Below are 19,248 nucleotides of genomic sequence, written 5' to 3' on the forward strand. Positions count from 1 at the left end.
TCAGAACACCCGGCTCCATTCCTTGGGCCAGCGCTCCACCACCACTTTGGTTTCGGTGTAGAACTCCACGGCGTGCTTCCCCTGGGCGTGCAGGTCCCCGAAGAAGCTGTCCTTCCATCCACTGAACGGGAAAAAGGCCATTGGCGCAGCGATCCCCACATTGATGCCGATGTTCCCTGCCCTGGCCCGGTGGCGGAAAGCCCGCGCGGTGGCCCCGGAGGAGGTGAACAGGCAGGCCTGATTGCCGTATCTGGAGCGGTTCACCAGATCAATGGCGTCTTCCAGGGTGCTGGCCCGCATCACCGAGAGCACCGGGCCAAAAATCTCGGTTTCGGCCAGTTCGCTGCCAGGAGTGACATTTTCAATCACGGTGGGCCGGATGAAGTACCCGTTTTCATGGCCTTCCACCGTGGAGTAAGGGTCGCGGGTCAGGCACTCTGCACCAGCACTCAGGCCCCGGTCCAGCAGGCCCTTGATGCGGTCCTGGCTTTCCTTGCTGATCACGGGCCCCATGTCCACCCCCTGATCTGAACCAAAGCCCAGTTTGCGGGAGTCGGCAGCATCGGTGATCAGGGGCTTGAAGGTGTGGTACGCCTCTCCCACCGTGACGGCAATGCTGGCAGCGAGGCAGCGCTGTCCTGCGCACCCGAAGGCACTGTCTGCCAGGATGCGGGTGGTCATGTCAGGGTCGGCGTCTGGCATGATGATCACCGGGTTTTTGGCTCCCCCCTGACACTGGGCACGTTTGCCGTTGGCACTGGCACGGCTGTAAATGTACTTCGCCACCGGAGTGGACCCCACGAAAGACACTGCCCGCACGTCTTCATGGTCCAGCAGGGCATCCACAGTTTCCTTGCTGCCGTTCAGGAGTTGCAAGACCCCTGCTGGAAATCCAGCTTTCTCAATCAGTTCAAAGATCTTCTGGCTGGTGAGGGGCACTTTCTCGCTGGGTTTCAGGATGAAGCAGTTTCCAGTGGCGACCGCATAAGGCAAAAACCACAGGGGAATCATGCCCGGGAAATTGAAGGGCGTGATGGCCGTGACCACCCCCAGAGGCTGCCGGAACAGGTGCTCGTCGATGCCGCGCGCAATGTCCTCGTTGTTGTACCCCTGGATCATGGTCGGCATGCCGCAGGCGGTTTCCACGTTCTCGATGCCGCGCCGCATCTCCCCCACCGCCTCTGCGTGGGTTTTGCCACACTCCAGGGTGATGGTGCGGGCCAGATCCTGAATGTTCTCTTCAAGCAGGAATTTCAGTTTGAAGAGGGGTTGCACCCGATCCACCACCGGAGTGGAGCGCCAGTCCCACCAGGCGTCCACCGCGTGTTGCACGATGCGGTTCACCTCAGCCTGTGGGGTCACGGGGGTCTGGCCGATCACCTCGGCGGTGGCGGGGTTGTATATGGGGAGGGTCTGCTGGGTGGAGGCATCCTCCCACTGTCCATTCACGAAATTGCGCACACGGTCTTTCACCAGGGTCATCTTGTTACCTCTTCTTCTGCTGTTTCTGAACGTCCTGCTCGTACTTTTTGCGGGCTTCCTGCACTGAAGGTCTGGAACTGACCTCCGCTGGAGGCACATCCCACCACGAGTCATGCTCGGGAAGGCGTTTGTAGGGATCGACCTCTGCCACAATGGCGGTCACGCCCTGATGGGCTCTGGCGGCAAGCAGGGCCTCTGTGAGTTCGGCATGACTGGTGACACGGGTGGATTTCGCCCCCATGCTCTCCAGATGCTTCACGTAATCGACCTTTACAAAGTCACCGGAGAGCCTGCCTGTTTCATCCCGGTGTCTCAGTTCATTGGTGAAACTGGGCACCCCCACGCTCTTTTGCAGCCCGTGGATGCTCTGGTACCCGTGGTTGTCGAGCAGCACCACGGTCAGTTGCAGACCTTCCATGCAGGCGGTGACGATTTCACTGTTCATCATCAGGTAAGTGCCGTCTCCGACCAGCACCACCACTTCCCTTTCAGGCTCTGCCAGTTTGACCCCGATTCCTGCTGGAATCTCGTAACCCATGCAGGAAAATCCGTATTCCAGGTGGTAGGCTTTTGGGTCTTCGGGACGCCAGATCTTGTGCAGCTCTCCGGGCATGCTTCCTGCTGCGTTGATCACCGTGGCTTGGCCGCCAAGGGTTTTGTTGATGGTCCCGAGCACCTCGGCCTGAATGAGGGTTTCACTGTCGGATGCAGAAGTGGCCCTGTCCACGTAATCGTCCCACTGGTGCCTGAGTTCCGAGACCTGGGCTTTCCATTCCGGGCTGCTCCCTTTCCAGTGGACCAGGGCTCCCTGCAGGGCCTGCAGGGTCACCCTGGCATCTCCGACCACTGGGAGCCCCTGCAATTTGATGGCGTCCATCGGGGAAACGTTGATGCCAATGATCTGCGCCTCACTGTTGAAGGCACTCTTGGAGGCCGTGATGAAATCTCCAAGGCGGGTTCCAACCGCCAGAATCACATCTGCCTCAGAGAGAGCACGGTTGGAGGCGAAGGTTCCAGTGGCCCCTCCTGCTCCAGTCACATAAGGGTGTTTCCAGCTGAGGGCTCCTTTTCCAGCCTGGGTTTCCACCACGGGAATGCCGAAACTCTCACTGAAGTCCGCAAGTTCCTGCCAGGCCTGGCTGTACTTGACCCCTCCTCCACACACAATCACTGGTTTTTTTGATCCAGCGAGGATTCTGGCCGCTTCTGCAACCTCCATCAGGTCCGGCTGGGCACGGCGGATGCGCCACACCCGCTTCTCGAAAAAGCTTTCCGGGAAATCCCAGGACCAGGACTGCAGATCCTGTGGCAGGGCAATGGTCACGGCTCCGGTTTCTGCCGGGTCGGTCAGCACCCGCATGGCCTCGGGAAGAATCGACAGCAGTTGCTGGGGGTTCTGGGGCCGGGCAAAGAAGCGGCTCACCGGGCGCAGGGCGTCGTTCACGCTCACGTCATGCTCGGTGGGGTGTTCGAGTTGCTGCAGCACCGGGTCAGGAATGCGGCTGGAAAAGTAGTCTCCTGGGAGAAGCAGCACGGGCAGGCGGTTCACGGTGGCGAGGGCTGCAGCCGTCACCAGATTGGTGGCCCCCGGTCCGATGCTGGTGGTCACAGCCATCGTGCTGGTGCGCAGCCTGTGCTTTGCGTAGGCAATGGCAGCATGGCCCATCGCCTGCTCGTTCTGGCCCCGGTGGGTTCTGAGGCCCACCTCATCCCCGAGTTCCTCCAGGGCCTGCCCGAGTCCGTGCACGTTCCCGTGCCCAAAAATCGCCCACACTCCGGCAATCAGGCGTTCCTGCTGCCCATCTTTTTCGCTGTACTGGTTGGCCAGAAAGCGAACGATGGCCTGCGCAACGGTCATGCGGGGCATGGTGGCCTCCGCCCTGAAATGGATTCAAAAGTCTCTGTCATGGTCTTCCTCAGATGCCTGTCACAGACCGCAGGTGCTCGCGGTTGCGTCTGGCGCTTTCTTTCGGGGCACCCATGCCGGGCAGCACGTCCTGCTCGACCGTCACCCAGCCTGAATACCCGAGGTCCTGCAAGGTCTGGTGGACGGCAGCAAAATCAATGCAGCCCCTGCCCAGTTCGCAGAACACCCCACGTCCGATGGCCTCCTGGTAATGGAAGCCCCGCACCCGCACTTCTGCGGCCACTTCGGGTTGCAGGTCCTTGTAATGCACGTACCACAGGCGGTCCCTGAAGCGCCTGAGTCCTTCTTGCACCTGATCAGCGACGTTCGTTCCGGTGCCAAACAGGTAGTGTCCGGTGTCAAAGACCAGACCCAGGATGTCTGCTGGTGTGCCTGCCAGGAAACGATCCATCTCTTCAGGGGTTTCCACGTAACCCGCGCTGTGATGGTGAAACACCGTTTTGAGTCCCGTCTCGTTCCAGACAGCACGGGCGATTTGCTCTGCGCCAGCGCAGAACACCTGCCACTGTGCTTCTGAAAGGCTGGAATCTTGATTCTGGTGCCCGGCGTTCTGGAAGCGTTCAGGGTCTTTGCTGTGCTCATCGGCCAGCACCACGAAGGGTTGCCAGGCGGGGTCCCCCAGGTCGGCCACGCTTTTCAGCAGCCTTGCTGTGCGAAGCACACGGGTTTCTCCTTCTGCGTGGGCAGTTCTGTCTTTCAGGAACACCCCTTCGTAGGCCCCGAGCATGGTGAGGTTTCGGTTCGAAAGCTCCGTCCAGAGTTTTTCGGGATCAGTGGGCATGTAGCCGTAATCGCCGAGTTCAGTTCCGGTGTATCCAGCCTCCACCAGTTCATCGAGCATGGTGGAGAAGGGAATCCCCTGTCCCCAGCCTTCAATGGTGCCCCAGGAACATGGGGCGTTGCCGTAAGTGATGGTCATGCGCGTCCTCCAGTGGTTGCGACCCTGACGGGGTCTGCGGTTTCGAGGGCCTGTTGTGCTGCGAAAGCAAGGCGTGATCTGTGTCAGGAAGCAGGGCTTGATCGTTCAAAATCCTGTGGACGAAAGTCTGTTTTTTCTGAGCATAAGGCACAAGACAGGATTTCGCAGCATTACGTCCGTGCGTGGTTGCTTCACGACACCACACCCCGCTGGTCCACCCGCGCAATTTCCGAAAGTTCCACTTCCAGACGGCTGAGTTCTTCGCCCCCGGCCATCATGGAAAGCAGCTTTTCACAGGTGATGTCCTCTTTGCGGAAGGTTCCGTAGCTCTTTCCGCGCTTCAGCACCGTGAAGGTGTTCCCGACAGCCCAGGCGTGATGCACGTTGTGGGTGATGAAAATGACCCCGAGGCCCTTTGCTCCCGACTGGGCCACGTACTTGAGCACCACGCTGGCCTGATTGACTCCAAGGGCAGAGGTCGGTTCGTCCAGAATCAGCACACGGGCACCAAAATACACCGCCCTGGAAATCGCCACGCACTGCCGTTCACCACCGGAGAGCGTTCCAACAGGCTGGTTGGGGTCCCTCACGTCGATGCCCATTTTCTTCATTTCCTCACGGGCCACCCGCTCAGCGAAATGGTGGTCGAAGACCTTCAGGGGCCCCACCTGCCTGCGGGGTTCGCGGCCCAGAAAGAAGTTGCGGGTGATGCTCATCAGGGGCAGCATGGCGAGGTCCTGAAAGACCGTGGCAATCCCCCGGTCCAGCGCGTCACGGGGACCTTTGAAGGTCACAGGCTGACCATCGAGCAGGAACTCCCCTTCACTGGGTGCGTGCACGCCCGAAAGGATCTTGATCAGGGTGCTCTTCCCTGCCCCGTTGTCTCCGAGCAGGCAGTGCACCTCTCCAGGGTACACCTTCAGGTCGATGCCACTGAGGGCAACCACCGGACCGAAGTGCTTTGCAACCTGTTTCAATTCAATGATGGGCTCTGTCCCCTGACCTTTCATCACTTCACCCCTTTCATCACTTGACCTCTGTGGCTTTCTTGCGCAGGTGGTTGTTCAGCAGCACCGCCCCGAGCAGCATGCTGCCCATGATGGCCTTGAACCAGTCGGTGTCGATGCCGGTGAAGAAGATGCCCTGCTGGACCATCCCGAGGATCAGTGCCCCGATGGCTGCACCGATCACACTGCCGAAGCCTCCGGTGAGCAGGGTCCCGCCGATCACCGCAGCGGCAACAGCTTCAAGTTCCTTGAGTTCGCCGCGCAGCACGTCTGCCGACCCGGTGTTGAGGATCTGGATCACGGCAAGCAGGGTGGCACTTGCAGCGGTGAGCATGAACAGACTGATTTTCACGCGGGCCACCGGAACCCCCACGTTGCGGGACGCATTTGCATCTCCCCCCACCCCGAAAATCCAGTTGCCGTAACGGGTCTGCAACAGCACCCAGCTGAGGATGAGGGTGAGCAGCACCCACCACCACACCGACACCGGAAGCCCGAGCAGGCTGCCACTGAAAAGCAGGGCCAGAGGGTCTCCAGCTGCAGCATCTTTCAGGCCAGACACGCGGGTGGAGCCTGAAACCATGCGGGTGAGGGCCAGGGTGAGGCCCCGCAAAATGAACATGCTGGCCAGGGTGACGATGAAAGACGGCAGTTTTGTGCGCATCACCAGGAAACCGTTGAGCCATCCAAACAGCAGCGCGAACACGAAGGCCAGCACGATCCCCAGCCACACGGGAAGCCCGAACTGGGTCACAGAGATGGCCATCACCATGCCTGCTGCTCCGATCATGGAGCCGATGGACAGGTCAAATTCGCCTGCAATCATCAGCAGGCTGACCGTCACGGCCAGAATGCCGAGTTGTGCTGCAACTTCCAGGTAATTGACCGTGCCAGAAACCGTCAGAAAGCCCTGGTTCCCTGCCGTCAATGCAAAAAACGAAAAGACCAGGATCAGACCTGCCACCGAGCCCAGTTCCGGGCGGGACAGCAGTTTCTTCAGTGGACTGATTTTTTTCAGCCGTTCATCTTGAGGTTTTGACATGCTCGGGTTCATGCATCTCCTGAATGGGTTTTGATTGAGGTCTGGCCCTGTAGCGCTCAGAGACAGGATGGGGTGAAGGGCAGCTGACTGCCCTTCACCCCCTGAACATCAGCGAATGCCTTTTTTGGAGAGGTCCATGACCTGTTTTGCATTTTTGGGGGTGACAAAACCGGGTCCGGTCAGCAGGGTGTCGTTGGCGACCAGGGTGCCGTATTTCTTGAACAGGGACAGGGTGACCACGGGCAGGTAACCTTGCAGGTACTGCTGCTGGTCAATGGCGAAATCCATCTGGTTCTTGTCCAGTGCACCCAGCACGGTGGGGGAAAGGTCAAAGGTGCCGAGTTTCAGCTGGTTGCGCAGTTTGCCCTGTTCGACGGCCTGCAGCATGGGTTCTGCCCCCACAGGTCCAAGGGCGAGCATGCCGTCCACGTTCTTGTTGCGTTGCAGGTAATTGCTGATGGCGTTGCGGGCCTCGGTGAAGTCGGTTTTGACATTCAGGATGCTGACTTTGCTGCCCAGACCGTCCTGGAAGCCCTTGCAGCGCTGTTCCAGTCCGCCGTTTCCGGCCTCGTGGTTGATGCACACCCCGTTTTTGACCCCCATGGATTTCATGCGCTCCCCGGCTTTTTTCCCTGCGAGGTATTCTTCCTGTCCCACATGCACCAGCACCCCGAGTTTCTGGTAGACATCCGCTCCGGAGTTGATGCTGACCACGGGAATTCCGGCTTTCACGGCTTTCTCAATGCTGTTGCCCAGTGCGTCGGCGTCAGGGATCGACACGATGATGCCGTCGGGTTTTGACGCCACGGCTGCATCAATGAGCTGTCCCATCTTGACCATGTCAAAGGTTTCCGGGGCACGGTATTCCACCTTGACCTTGAGGTCCTTTGCAGCCTGATCTGCACCGCGTTTCACCACACTCCAGAAGGGGTCGCTGGCCTGACCGTGGGTCACCATCACGAATCGGGGGGTCTGGGCGTGGGCCAGAGAAGCAAAAGCAAATGTGAGCGCAACAAAAGCCAGGGATTTTTTCATGGTCTCCTCGAATGGCCTGCGGTCTGGGCAGGCGACTGGATTGTTTCAGATGCCTGAAGTATAAGCCCATCTTCTTTCGAATGTCAACAGATTCGCAAGGTTTTCTTTTGATTATCTTACGTTTAAAGCCAGTCCAAATTTCTTCATGTTTCGGACCACCTTCAAAATGCTAGACTGGAGTCCAGATCTTTCATTTGAAAGGTTTGCTGGAATACTTCTGGCTTCCAGCGTCCCCTTCTTTCCACCCTCTGGCCTGGTGTGACCCTTCTCCTCTTTCAGGCCACAGTGCAACCACCTTCAGGGCTATAATCAACAAGTGTGAACGGGAGAGCCAACATGAGCACGGCAGAGCGTCGCGGAAAAATCATCGAACTGCTAGAGGTGCAGGGCAGTGTCAAAGTCGAAGAACTCGCAACCCGCTTTCAGGTTTCAAGTGTAACCATTCGTAAGGACCTTGATGAACTGGAGCGCCGGGGGCTGGTGCGCCGAAGCCACGGCAGTGCCGAAGCCACCAGCAAGAGCCTCTACAACCCCAGCATGGGTGAAAAAATCGCAATCCACAACGAAGACAAGTTTCACATTGCCCTCGCTGCCGCCGAACTGGTGGAAGAGGGGGACACCGTGCTGCTCGACTCTGGAAGCACCACCCTCACCCTGGCAAAAGTGCTGAAAAACCGCTTCCAGAAGCTCTACATCATCACCAACTCCATCCCCATATCGCTGGAGTTCTCCGACAGGAACTGGGAGGTGGTGCTGCTCGGAGGCACCCTCAGGCCCCACAGTGGAGCCGCAATTGGCCCCACCACAGTGGACAACCTGCAAAAATACTACGCAGACAAGGTGTTCCTGGGAACCACCTCCATCTCGGTGGATCGGGGGTACGCCACCCCCAACATCATTGAAGCCCAGACCAAAGAAGCCATGATCCGGGCCGCCAGAATGCGGGTGGTGGTCTCGGATTCCAGCAAGATCGGGCGGCACACCCTGGCTTCCTTTGCCGCCCTGCAGGACATTGATGTGCTGGTCACCGATCCCCAGGCCCCTCCAGGGTTTCTGGACAAGATGAAAGACCTTCAGCTGAAAGTGGTCTTCTCCAGTCCCATTGACCCTGCCAACCATGACTCCCCTCAGGCCAGCCTCCCCAGACAGAATTGACTGAGGATTTTCACGTCCTGCAAAGAAGACCATCCTCCTCTCAGGCCCTGAAAAGACAACCATCTTTCAATCATGGTGGTCCCTGTACAGTGCCAACAGGTCAGCAGAGAACTCCGGAATGGAAATCAACTTCCCTGCAAGAAACCTGAAGGACCCCCATGAAAAGAAACCTTTCAAAACTGATGGCCCTCACCCTGATCTCCCTGCCCCTTGTTGCCCACACCAGCACCGCTTTTGCTGCATCAGGGGCGGTCACTGCCCAGCAGAAAGTCAAAAAAGGCTTTGTCACCGGAAAAGTGGTCAATGCTGCAGGTCAGCCCATCGTGCACGCCACCATCTACGCCGACAACACCCTGTATTACAACACCAACGTGATCGGGTACACCAACGAGAAAGGCGAATACAGCCTGGACATCCGTCAGCCTGCCGGGACCTGGAACATCACCGCAAAAATGATGCTGAAATACAACGGGGAATCCATCGAAATCGACCTGATTCCCCAGAATGAAGATGTGGTGGCAGGTGCAGCAGGTGGCGTGCGCAACTTCGTGTACAAACCCTCTGAAACAACGTACGGCAACCTCGGGGTGGTGAATGTGCGGACCGCGCTGGGCTTCTTTCCCGACATCAACAAAGTGAAAGTCACCCTGAAACCCGTGGGCAAACTCGCAGACGGTACAGCAGGAAAAACCTTCACCTCTGGCCTCACCAACACCGCCGATGGATACATCATCAAAAATGTCATGTATGGGACGTATGACGTGACGGTCACGCTCGATGGCAAGCCCCTCTTTGTCAAGAAAGCAGCCAGTGGAGGACCGGACACCCCTTTCCAGAAGAGCTTCAGAGGGGGGTTCTGGAAGGACTTCTATTCCATCAGGCCTGTGATGTGGCTGGAAATCAGCGACGACGACTGCCCGGACATCCTGCAATCCTGCCAGGGGAAATGAATGGCTGAACACAATCCATCAGTGAACCTTGCACCTCCCTGGCTTGCATGGTCCTGGGCCAATTGGCACAACTACTGGATTCAGCCTTGCTCTCCAATCAGTGCACCTGTTTCCTCATCGAAGATCAAGGTTCGAAGCTCTTCAGGATTTGTTCTGGAAGACACTTTCACCAGCAAAGTCTTCTGGGGTTCTTCTGACGCAGCCTTCACCAGCGGGTTCACTCCTGTGGCATTGTATTTTGGCTTCCTCTCTGTCTGATGTGCAATAAAATCAGCACGGATCTCGGTTTCTGGTGTGGTCTCCACGACTTCAAATCCAGGCTTTGCTGCACTGACCAGTTGTTGCAGTTCTTCAAGTGTTTTTTTCGTCATGCTCTCCCCTTTCCCTGAAGCGCTCCAACCAGCAGGGCACTGGCTGAACGTCTGAAGTCGTAAAACGCAACACATTGCAGCCTGAAGGGATAAAAATCCGTCATCTCTTCAGGCATTTTCATTTGCATTTCACCATCCTAGCCCCAAGCATGAGTATTGCCACATGCACTTGCGGTAAATGTTTCTACGCATGGGATCAAATCTGAATTGCTCTACAAACTCCTGCTGGTACTTTTGTTTGGCACGAAACAGTGCCACTGCAGGCACTTCTCCTTGTTGGAAGTAAGTCCAAAAATAGTGGTGGATAGGAATGGCAAAATCAAAAACATCAGCCCGATCTGATGAATAGTGGGTTCCTGAACAGCCAACAAAAGCCCTGGCACCCTCCATCAGGAATTTTAAACCAATCAATTCGTCGGGTGTACGGTCGATGATGGGTGAGTCGACCCTCGCCTTTTTTCCACTGAGCAGTGATCCCCAGCAGCAACCTGTAAATACCACCTGTCCAGCTGAACCCTGGATGTTCATCAGGGCAACGGTCTTTTTCTGGGACCCATCAGTCATTTCTCCCAGGTAAAGCTTCCCATCAAAATCGGTGCCATGAAGCATGATGTAGACCCTTTGGGCCTGAAATCTGTCATAAGGTATTTGAGAATGGAAAATGGGACCAGAAGCTTCCAGCTGGGCATTCGGATCGATCAATTTGAAGACCTTGTGAGCAAATGGGCGGTGCATGTTGTAAATCCCAAAAGGGATCTGGGTCATTTGTGTGTCTGGAGTTGCCAGGGCTTTCAACACCAGTTCACTGGATTTGCCATCTGGGATGCGGGACACGGGAAGGCCCAGAGGGCCTTTACCATCTGGATCTGCATAGACATCATCAGACCAGACAATAAAATGGTCTATGTCGCTTTTTCGCTGTCCATCTGGGTCTTGCACACCAGTGTGATCAAAGGTGTCCACCCTGGCAAAGGGCACAACCATGTGACCACCAATCAACACCACCCCCTGGTAGAGCCCTGGATGGTTTTGTAAAGCAGCCAGAATCTCGCCAGAACAACTCTGATAATCACTTCCCTGCACATCCAGCAGCTCCTGTCCAGCAGCTGCAATCATTTGAACCACCTGTGCCATGCCATCAGCACCTATTCTGTTTTGCAATCGTGCTTTGCTGGTCACAAACAGCAGATGTGGCAGTTGTCTTCCGTTCGCAAGCACGAAGCTCTCTTCCATGGCTGCCAAATCACTCTTTTTTCCTTGTTTTGTTGTCGTCCCGAGACGCACAGCGGTATGATGGCTGAAAACCTTCTGGTCTATGTCCAGACCACCTGCATCTGAAGTCGCCCGGAAAAGGGTCCGGTCGTTGAGGTTGCCTCTAGAGGTTTGCAGCTGAACCCCAGATCCAACCTGTTTTGTGGCAGTCACCCAGCCGTTGCAAGACGTTCTGGCCCAACGGACAGCGGGTTGCTGGCTGAGCCATTCCAGCACTTCTGCATCTGGCAGTTCTCCCCTTCCCAGACCTCCAGAAATCAGAAAGGTTGTGCAATTCAGCGCCTCACCAACCTCCTGGTTCAAGGCGGTTTTGCTGCCGTGGTGACCCAGTTTGACCAGATCAAAAGGTCCATGTTGTCTGATGTTGTCCAGAAGTGCAGCCATGGAATTCTCCAGGCTGCCCACACCAGGCTCAGCAAATTGCATGTCTCCTGAAAGCAACACCTTGAAATCAGGATGGTGCAGGACCATCACAATACTCTGGTTGTTCACCGCAGCGCCAGGCCGATCTGCGGTTCCAGCTGCCAGCAAAGAAAAACCTGCCGGGCCCGAATCTGCATCCAGAGCTGGTAGGACCTGACGTTTTAAACGGTCAATACGATCTGCACAGATCTGAAGCTGGTGCCCATCTGGACCAAGTATTTTCAGGTAATGCTGTTCGAGGATGTCTACAAGTTGCTCCAGCTTTGCTGAGTCTTCTGGTCTTCCATAATGCACCATGATCTCCGTCTGGCTTCTGAGGGCAGTAAGCATGGTTTCATAACGTTCCCTGTCTTGCAGTGACTTTCTGGCCATGGCTGTCATTTCTGCTGCATCTGCCACAAGCATGTCATCGTTCACTTCTTCTCGAAAACTGAACCGCAGGAGGTCGGCATGGTCCACCACGGAAATAGAGCCTGCATCTGTTGTCAGGGCAGATGGAGTCCAGGCAGGCCATCCGAGCTCAGGATCACTAACCAGGGCATACTTCACCTGTATCGTTGAGTGAGCCACCAGTTCTGGAAGACAACCTATGTGGTCACTGTGGGTATGGGTGACGATCAGACAATCAATCCGAACTGGAGCAGGCTCTCCCAGCAGTTTCTCAAGCTGTTCTGGAATGGAGACGTCCGAGGATGAAGCAAAGTTGTGCTGGTGTCCTCCATCTATCAGTACTCGAAACGACCCGATTTCACACAGCAGACAATCTCCATATCGGGTGGACCCCACATCCAGCATGTGAATTTTAATGTCTTGCACAGGGATGATCATTGGTCTTCCTCACTTTCCTCTTCCTGCAATAGAGAGACTGCCGATGGTCTGTCCTGTCAACTGGGCACCAGCACCTGCCAGAAACAGTGCAAGATAGTCGCGATAATCTGCACCGAAAACAGGATTTGAGTCGTAATTGTTGGCAAAGACCACCATGCTCAGCAGGCAAACAAAAACCAAATACAACAAGAAACGCATCCAGAGTTTGGGGGTACTGTAAGGCACCACAAGGAGGTTCGCCATCACTCTGGTGAGGAAGATGCCCATGGAATTGGGCGGCTGGAGCTGTTTCCCTGCCTGCTCACCTTGCACAGCTCCGTCTGCTTGGAGGATGGGGCGTGTCATCAGGTGGTCGATCATGTTGTTAATGTCATTCTTGATAAGCACCTGGTCAGAAAGCAGAAGGTTTAGAATCTTGTTGAGCTCTGTAGGGTAATCTGTGATCTTGTCGCTGCTCTGATGAACTTTAACCAGTCTTGAGAACATTTCAATGCGCAGTGCGATCTGCTCAATCAGTGGGTCCACCGTTGTCCTATCATGTTCTTCAACCAGCATTCGGGCAAACTTGAGGCGGTCCAAAAGAGTTGCAAGCATTTCAGGTGCCCTCAATTCTTGAGGCAGATCCTGGGAGAAAAGCGCAGTCATCTGGCGCTCCAGTTGATTGATTTTCAGATCACGTTCAGCTGCAGGCGAAGCATCATATGCCTTGAGATGACTTGCCACAATGGCGATGAGAATTCCAAGAGCCAGAATCAGGCGGGCAAGGCCAGGACCATCTTTGATCGAGGCTTCAAAAGGCAGGGTGACCAGCGAACTGGATCCTACCACCCGAAACTGCATTTCACCTTTGTACAGCCCTGCCAGAAGATGCTCACCCTGATTTGAATCGAACAACAGGTGGGCAGCTCCCATCTGGCTGCACACTTGACCACTCGCACAAGCTGCTGTTTCATCTGGCAATGCGGCCACTTTGATCTCTGGAGGAGGCTGAGGCCCTTCCGAATGGGACCTCGCAGTGGTGGTTTCTTGGGTCAACGGTGAACGAGTTGTGGATTGTTGAGCCAGAGCACAGGCATCCTGAGAGGCTTTGTCCTCAATTTCTGCGAGACAACCGCGCAAAACCACATGTTTCAAAGACTGCTGGTGCATCAGAGACAGGGCAAGTGCAGTGACTTTGAAGTCCTGGCCAGTACTGCTGGTCAAAGGGAGACGCAACTGGAAATCCTCCCCTTCTTTGAACTGGTACTTGACCTGCGATTCAGAATTCACCAGCAGCTTCAAGTTGTTCTGCGAAAGCAGACGAACAGGTAAATTTACTGTCTCTGTACCCTGGGTGAAAGTAAGTAGTCCACAATAAAGCCCCGCAGTCGGGAAAACACCTGTGATTCGGTAAATGGTATGTTCTGAAGTGTTCTGGCCTGGATCAAGCATCAATTTGACTTTATCCAGTGCTGCGCCTGCTTTGCTTTCCGATACCGCGAGGCAATCAAAAGGTTCCAGGGTTTCCATCCTCTGCAGAGCAAAAGTGCTCTTGATCTTCATGGGATTGGCTACACCGCTGATCTCGATTGAGACATCAAGGTTTTCACCCACACCACCTCGGATGCTTAAAGAGTGGGTCTGGAGAGCTAGTTTCTGCGCAACTGTACTGGAAAAACCCAACAGAAACAACATGCAAAAAAAGAGCTTCTTCAAGTCTACCAACACTTCAAATCCTCCCGATTTTAGTTGGCATTCAAAGTGTCAGTGTAAGGTGCCTTTCTCAGGCTACCCCAAAAAAAAGAGCTTTTACTAAGGGAAAAGCTTTGAAGAAGATCAGGAAAGCACCCTATTGAATTTTAAGGGCTGATCTTTTCAAAGTCCAAATGCAAGCCTTCAAATGTCGATTTCATTTCGAAATCCCTTCCATCTGGTGGTTGCTCTGTGTACAGCAAGGCCTGAAAAGTGCCTATTCGTATGGAAATCGATTCGATGCTGGAGGTCCCAGATCGTACACTCATGGTGTTTTTATCGCTAAAACCAGGTCAATTGTGGCCTGTGCTGAAAGGAACCCATGACACACCCCACCCCGCAGGACCTGATTTCCCGCATTGACCGCCTGAATGTGCCAGAAGGGCAGCTTGCCCTGTGGTCGCTGGGGCAGTCGGGTTTTGTGATCAAAGGTGGCAACACCATTTTTTACATTGACCCCTACCTCTCCGACTCCATTGAAGACATTGGAGGCCCCAGAAGGCGTTTCCCGATCCCTGCCGACCCTTCACAGATTCACCATGCCAGTGCGGTGTTTGCCACCCACGAGCACATGGACCATGCAGACGGTCCCACCCTTGGGCCCCTGATGCAGGCCTCACCGCAAGCCACCCTGGTGACCTCCTGGGAAGGTCGGGACGTGGCCTTGCAAGCTGGAGTCCCTGAAGACCGCATTGTGGTTCCCGTTCTGGGCGAAGCCCTGAAGCTGGGAGACCTGACCTACACCGCAATTCCTGCCGCCCATTACCAGCACGAATTGCGTGAAACAGGGCACGCCCGCTGGATGGGGTTTCTGATTGAGTGTGGTGGCGTGACAGTGTACCACTCGGGGGACACCATCGTGATTCCCGAGTTGCTGGATGCCCTGAAAGGCAAACACATTGATCTTGCCCTGCTGCCCATCAATGGACGGGACTTTCACCGGGAAAGCCAGGGACTGGTCGGCAACCTGTGGCCCGGAGAGGCCATTGAACTGGCCGTGCTGATCGGAGCAAAAGTGCTGATCGGTACCCACAATGACCTGTTCGATGGAAACCGGGTGAATCCGGGCATGCTCTTTGATGAACTCGACAGACGCGCTCCTTTTCAGCGCTGTCATCTGCTGCAACCCGGAGAACTCTACCTGTTCGCAGAGTGAGGCTTCAGAGGGCCTGGCACAAACTGGTCTTTCCAGTGCGGGTCAGGCCCACCACCACCCCACCGTCTGGGAGGTGCCGGACATCCAGTTTCAGGGACCCGATGTTCTTCTGGCGGGGAATGTCATGCTGGATCAGCCAGAACTTCAGGAAGGCCCCCAGCTCACCCTGTTGATCTGCGCCCAGCTGGTAGCAGGTGCGCGCCACCCCGGACAGCAAACCACTGATGCGAATGGCCTGCTGGTGGGTCATCTTGCGTCCAGCAAAATAAAACTTCATGACCTGGATGCGTGCAGCCCCCGTGGGAATCCCCAGACTCAGTGAAAAATCCCGGTTGTCGAAAACAAAGCGGGCCTTCTGCGCTTCCACATCAAAGTAAGCCGCCTGTTGCCTGCGCAGCACCTGACTGAGGGGCAGTTCGGCAGCGTGGGACAGCATCAGGCCCCCCGCCAGGGTCAGGATCAGGGTCCTCAACACAAAGAAGAATTTTGATGCGGGTCCATCAAACATAGAGTGACTGAATTATTACAGAAATGACCCTCTGGTGTTGTGATGGTGCCGTCAACCGCCAGAATGCTTATCTGGGATGAGAGAAAACAAAGACACTGGCAAAGGTGCTGTCTTCTGACTGCACCCTCTGGATGGGCCACCCGAAACGCTCCTCGGGCGGCCCACTGAGAAAACTTACCCTCTGGTCATCCAGCGTTCCAGCACCAGTTGACGCTCAGGATGTGGATCTGAGAACACCTGTGGAGGAAGATTCAATTCCATCAGGGTCCCCTGGCCTCCCTCCAGCCGAGGCCACACTGGAAGTCCTTCATGGTTGGGATCATGGTTTCTGGCGAAATGCACGTAAACCCGCTGCATGAGTTTAGAGAGTTCGAAGTCTTTTTCCGTCCAGGCGTACACCGGGTTTGAGTCCAGATTCCCCATGAAGTACTCGATGTCCGCAGAGTGCACCGCCCCTTTTGCAGGAGGGACCATTTCGGCTGCTGTGGCCTCACGGGTTCCTCCGGCAAGACCTGGCACCTGGCCTGCAAAAGATTCGGTCATGTGGGGTCGGGGATGGCTGTACAGGTAACGGAAAACAGGGTGTCCTGCCAGACTGTGCAGCTCTGCCCATTTCCCAGTGCTGTACCCGATGAAGAGGTCTCCGGAGAGGGCAGTGGCAGCGTCATCCACCTCCTGGTCCGTCTGGGCGGGATACACCCTGAAAAGGTCATCTGCAAGCTCCCCGAATCTGCTCTGCAGGGTCTTCTGGTACTGTTCCACCGTGTAGGGTGGAGGTCCAAGCAAGAAACCGGCGTCCATCTCCTGGCTGTTCCAGCCCACCAGCAAGGGCACCGGGGCCTGCTGTTTCTGTGCAAACGTCTGCAGAGGCACTTCCCTGAAGAAATGCCCATCCACAACCGCAGGGAAGCCTGGGATGCCAAAAGGTTCTGCGTGTTTCAGCAGGACCTCTGCAGGAAGCTGGCGCAGGTCTTCAAGGGTTGCCCCTCCTGCGGCCTCCATGAATTTCTGTCCTGTTCGCTGTCCCTCCTCAAGGGGCATGGCGGAGAGGGTCCCCAGCAGGGAACCGCTCGATCCGATGGCCGCAGAGAACAGATCCCTGGACAGAGGGGATGCCATGTGCGCACTGACCGAGACCGATCCGGCGGATTCTCCTGCAATGGTCACCCGTTCCGGGTTGCCCCCGAAATATCGGATGTGCTCCTGCACCCACCTTAGGGCCAGGTTCTGGTCCAGGTAACCGAAGTTTCCCCCTTCAAGCTCAGGGTGACTGAGGAACCCAAACACCCCCAGGCGGTAATTCACCGTCACCACCAGCAGTCCCTGCTGTGCCAGTGCCTCACCATCGTAGCGGGGTTCGGAGCCATCTCCAGCCACATGCCCTCCGCCATGGAAGTACACCAGTACGGGCAGGTTGGCCTGTGGCTGGGGGTCAGGGGTCCAGACGTTCAGGTAGAGGCAATCTTCGGACACTGCAGGGGAACGAAACTGCATGTCTCCAAAAACCGGGAGCTGCATGGCCCTGGGGCCAAACTGGGTGGCGTCCCTGGTGCCCTCCCAGGGAAGTGCGGGCTCAGGTGCCCTCCAGCGCAAAGGCCCCACCGGAGGCTGCGCGTAAGGAATGCCCAGATAAGCATGAATGCCTGACTCTTCGTGATACAGGCCCTTCAGGGCGCCCTGTTTCGGGAGGTTGAAGTGAGAACGTGGATTTTGCATGTGGACCTCCTGGATTTGGACTGCATCCTGATTGTATTCCTCTGATGAGGAGGAACACAGGGTCAGGATTCACCCGAGCTCAGCAGGGCCAGACATGCCCGTTGGAGCACTTCAGGAAGCCATCCAAAAGCATGTCCCTCATGCACCCTTTCCCATTTCTGATGGTAATCCCTGCCCCAGGGACCGATGTTGACCACCGGACAATTCAGGGGAACATCTGGAACAGTCCAGCGTTCTGGAACAGCGGCGTTTTGTGCCCAGGTCTCCAGGTCCTGAGGTCCAAGCCGTGGCGCAATGAAACTCATGTCCGAGATTCCAGGGTAGAAAGAGCGCACCTTGAGGGAAAGTCCGTCCTTTTGAAGACCTCCCACCACCTCTTGCATGCAGGAGCGCACATGGATCTCCTGTTCGCTGTCGCCCAGCAGGGTGCTGGGGTAGAAAGGTGGGGCGAAACCCACCACATACGCTGGCCCGGAAATTCGGGCCAGTGCGGCAAGGGAGGTGCAGCATTCCCGTGAAGCTGCCCTCGCGTCCAGTTTTGGATTCTGTGACAGGGCGTCACGGGTCCCTTCAGGGTCGCACTGGGATGCCCTTTCCACCAGTTCCTGAAAAGTCAGCACTGTGGCCTGATGGTCTGGCACGAACTGGAACTGGCGTCGGTGCAGCGTCTGGAGCGCATCTGCAAAGGACTGTATGCAGGCCTCCTTCAGAGAATTCAAAACATCGGCAGGCCTCCGGTGGTGGGTGAGCACGTTGAACACCGTCCAGGCCTGTGCTGGTGTGGTCACGTCGTAGCGGGAGCGGATTTCACTCTGGTAGAGCACCGTGATGGGGGGTGCAGGGTCTTCTCCTCCTTCCCCGAATGCAGGGTTCCATTCCAGCAGGCGCACCAGTTCACTGGACAGGAAAGCTGCGTTGATGCCGTCGATGGGCGCTCCGCTGTGGGTAGGACAGCCCTGTATCCACACGAAGGGCAAGAGTTTTCCAACGCTGCCCAGAAAAATGGCCTGTCCATCTTCTCCTGTTTCCTGATCGGTGGTGGCATCCAGGTTGATGGCAGCCACCAGAGTCAGGTCATGCTGTTTCAGAACCTCTGGCAACATTTGCACGGCACTGCGCATGCCAAGTGAGGTTTCCTCTTCATCCGGGACAGCAATGAAAAGCAGGTTGCCCTGTGTGGAGGGGTCCCATTCGTGCAGGACGGTCAGTCCTGCTGCCAGACCACTTTTCATGTCCAGCATGCCCCTGCCTGGCAAAAAGCCCTGCTGCAAATCCTGTTCCACTTTTGCTGGAAGTGCGCCAGAAAGCAGGGCTTCTTTCAGGGCTTCAGGGTGAAAGGCAAGGCTGGACAGATGGCCGAAATTCTCGGTGCCCACCACATCGTAATGTCCAGTCAGAATCACCGTTTCTGGTCCCTGGCCCCGAACCAGCGCAAACAGAATTGGACGCTCGCAGGTGTCGTTCAGGGTGGGCATGAGCCACAGGTGGTGGGAGTGCCTCTGAAAACAGGTCCACTGGGACAGTTCCTGCATCAACCACGGTGCAAAACAGGCTTCTCCGGGCGTGCCTGTGATGCTGGGTTGCTCCACCATTTTGAGGGTGAGGTCACGGGCAAGGGAGAACCAATTTGAGGCACAGTCTTCTGCAGGCTGTCCAGAAGGGGCCGAAGTTGTTTTTGACATGGACCCATGCTAATGGGGGTGGGAATGCACGCTCAACCGAATGC

General features: G+C 56.1%; 15 protein-coding genes and 1 pseudogene. 3 read left to right on the forward strand and 13 right to left on the reverse strand.

The features are described from left to right. From DC3_RS09320 to DC3_RS09345, 6 genes are all read right to left on the reverse strand, one after another. Positions 1-1,482: a CoA-acylating methylmalonate-semialdehyde dehydrogenase gene (locus tag DC3_RS09320; protein WP_146884088.1), complete on the reverse strand. Its 1,482-nt coding sequence runs from the start codon at positions 1,480-1,482 to the stop codon at positions 1-3. A 4-nt stretch (positions 1,483-1,486) separates the two neighbouring features. Further along, positions 1,487-3,349, reverse strand: coding sequence for a 3D-(3,5/4)-trihydroxycyclohexane-1,2-dione acylhydrolase (decyclizing) (iolD, locus tag DC3_RS09325; RefSeq protein ID WP_146884089.1), 1,863 nt, complete (start codon positions 3,347-3,349; stop codon positions 1,487-1,489). A 49-nt stretch (positions 3,350-3,398) separates the two neighbouring features. Next, positions 3,399-4,328: a TIM barrel protein gene (locus DC3_RS09330; protein ID WP_146884090.1), complete on the reverse strand. Its 930-nt coding sequence runs from the start codon at positions 4,326-4,328 to the stop codon at positions 3,399-3,401. A 191-nt stretch (positions 4,329-4,519) separates the two neighbouring features. Beyond that, positions 4,520-5,338 carry an ATP-binding cassette domain-containing protein gene (locus tag DC3_RS09335; RefSeq protein ID WP_146884091.1) on the reverse strand — a complete coding sequence of 273 codons (819 nt, stop codon included), beginning with the start codon at positions 5,336-5,338 and terminating at the stop codon, positions 4,520-4,522. 16 nt (positions 5,339-5,354) lie between these two features. Continuing rightward, positions 5,355-6,389: an ABC transporter permease gene (locus tag DC3_RS09340; RefSeq protein WP_222594732.1), complete on the reverse strand. Its 1,035-nt coding sequence runs from the start codon at positions 6,387-6,389 to the stop codon at positions 5,355-5,357. A gap of 96 nt (positions 6,390-6,485) precedes the next feature. Then, positions 6,486-7,412, reverse strand: coding sequence for a sugar ABC transporter substrate-binding protein (locus DC3_RS09345; RefSeq protein ID WP_146884092.1), 927 nt, complete (start codon positions 7,410-7,412; stop codon positions 6,486-6,488). A 318-nt stretch (positions 7,413-7,730) separates the two neighbouring features. On the opposite strand from DC3_RS09345, the gene DC3_RS09350 reads away from it, so the two are divergent. Both DC3_RS09350 and DC3_RS09355 read left to right on the forward strand, forming a co-directional pair. Further along, complete coding sequence (locus DC3_RS09350) at positions 7,731-8,567, forward strand: DeoR/GlpR family DNA-binding transcription regulator (RefSeq protein WP_222594733.1); 837 nt, start codon at positions 7,731-7,733, stop codon at positions 8,565-8,567. Positions 8,568-8,725: 158 nt separating this feature from the next. Then, a complete protein-coding gene (locus DC3_RS09355; RefSeq protein WP_146884093.1) occupies positions 8,726-9,517 on the forward strand; it encodes a carboxypeptidase-like regulatory domain-containing protein in 792 nt (263 codons plus the stop codon). Between the two features lie 80 nt (positions 9,518-9,597). Here the strand turns inward: DC3_RS09355 and DC3_RS09360 are convergent, their stop codons facing one another. From DC3_RS09360 to DC3_RS09370, 4 genes and pseudogenes are all read right to left on the reverse strand, one after another. After that, positions 9,598-9,888 carry a hypothetical protein gene (locus tag DC3_RS09360; RefSeq protein WP_146884094.1) on the reverse strand — a complete coding sequence of 97 codons (291 nt, stop codon included), beginning with the start codon at positions 9,886-9,888 and terminating at the stop codon, positions 9,598-9,600. 129 nt (positions 9,889-10,017) lie between these two features. Further along, complete coding sequence (locus tag DC3_RS29725) at positions 10,018-11,376, reverse strand: hypothetical protein (protein WP_246130615.1); 1,359 nt, start codon at positions 11,374-11,376, stop codon at positions 10,018-10,020. 702 nt (positions 11,377-12,078) lie between these two features. Next, a pseudogene (locus tag DC3_RS30135) lies at positions 12,079-12,411 on the reverse strand (MBL fold metallo-hydrolase); the annotation flags it as partial. 9 nt (positions 12,412-12,420) lie between these two features. Then, the gene (locus tag DC3_RS09370) at positions 12,421-14,118 is read right to left on the reverse strand and encodes a hypothetical protein (protein WP_146884096.1); all 1,698 of its coding nucleotides are present in this window, start codon (positions 14,116-14,118) and stop codon (positions 12,421-12,423) included. A 346-nt stretch (positions 14,119-14,464) separates the two neighbouring features. On the opposite strand from DC3_RS09370, the gene DC3_RS09375 reads away from it, so the two are divergent. Further along, on the forward strand, positions 14,465-15,298 hold the full coding sequence (locus tag DC3_RS09375) for an MBL fold metallo-hydrolase (protein WP_146884097.1): 834 nt from the start codon (positions 14,465-14,467) through the stop codon (positions 15,296-15,298). A gap of 4 nt (positions 15,299-15,302) precedes the next feature. Here DC3_RS09375 and DC3_RS09380 read toward each other — a convergent pair whose 3' ends face one another. The 3 genes from DC3_RS09380 to DC3_RS09390 form a co-directional block, all read right to left on the reverse strand. Continuing rightward, on the reverse strand, positions 15,303-15,773 hold the full coding sequence (locus tag DC3_RS09380; RefSeq protein WP_146884098.1) for a hypothetical protein: 471 nt from the start codon (positions 15,771-15,773) through the stop codon (positions 15,303-15,305). A 207-nt stretch (positions 15,774-15,980) separates the two neighbouring features. Then, positions 15,981-17,522 (reverse strand): carboxylesterase/lipase family protein, encoded by a 1,542-nt coding sequence (locus DC3_RS09385; protein ID WP_146884099.1) that lies wholly within the window; start codon positions 17,520-17,522, stop codon positions 15,981-15,983. Positions 17,523-17,584: 62 nt separating this feature from the next. Beyond that, on the reverse strand, positions 17,585-19,204 hold the full coding sequence (locus DC3_RS09390; protein ID WP_146884100.1) for a M20/M25/M40 family metallo-hydrolase: 1,620 nt from the start codon (positions 19,202-19,204) through the stop codon (positions 17,585-17,587). Between the last annotated feature and the right edge of the window lie 44 nt (positions 19,205-19,248).

Origin of the sequence: Deinococcus cellulosilyticus NBRC 106333 = KACC 11606 (assembly GCF_007990775.1) — a bacterium.
GTDB lineage: Bacteria > Deinococcota > Deinococci > Deinococcales > Deinococcaceae > Deinococcus_C > Deinococcus_C cellulosilyticus.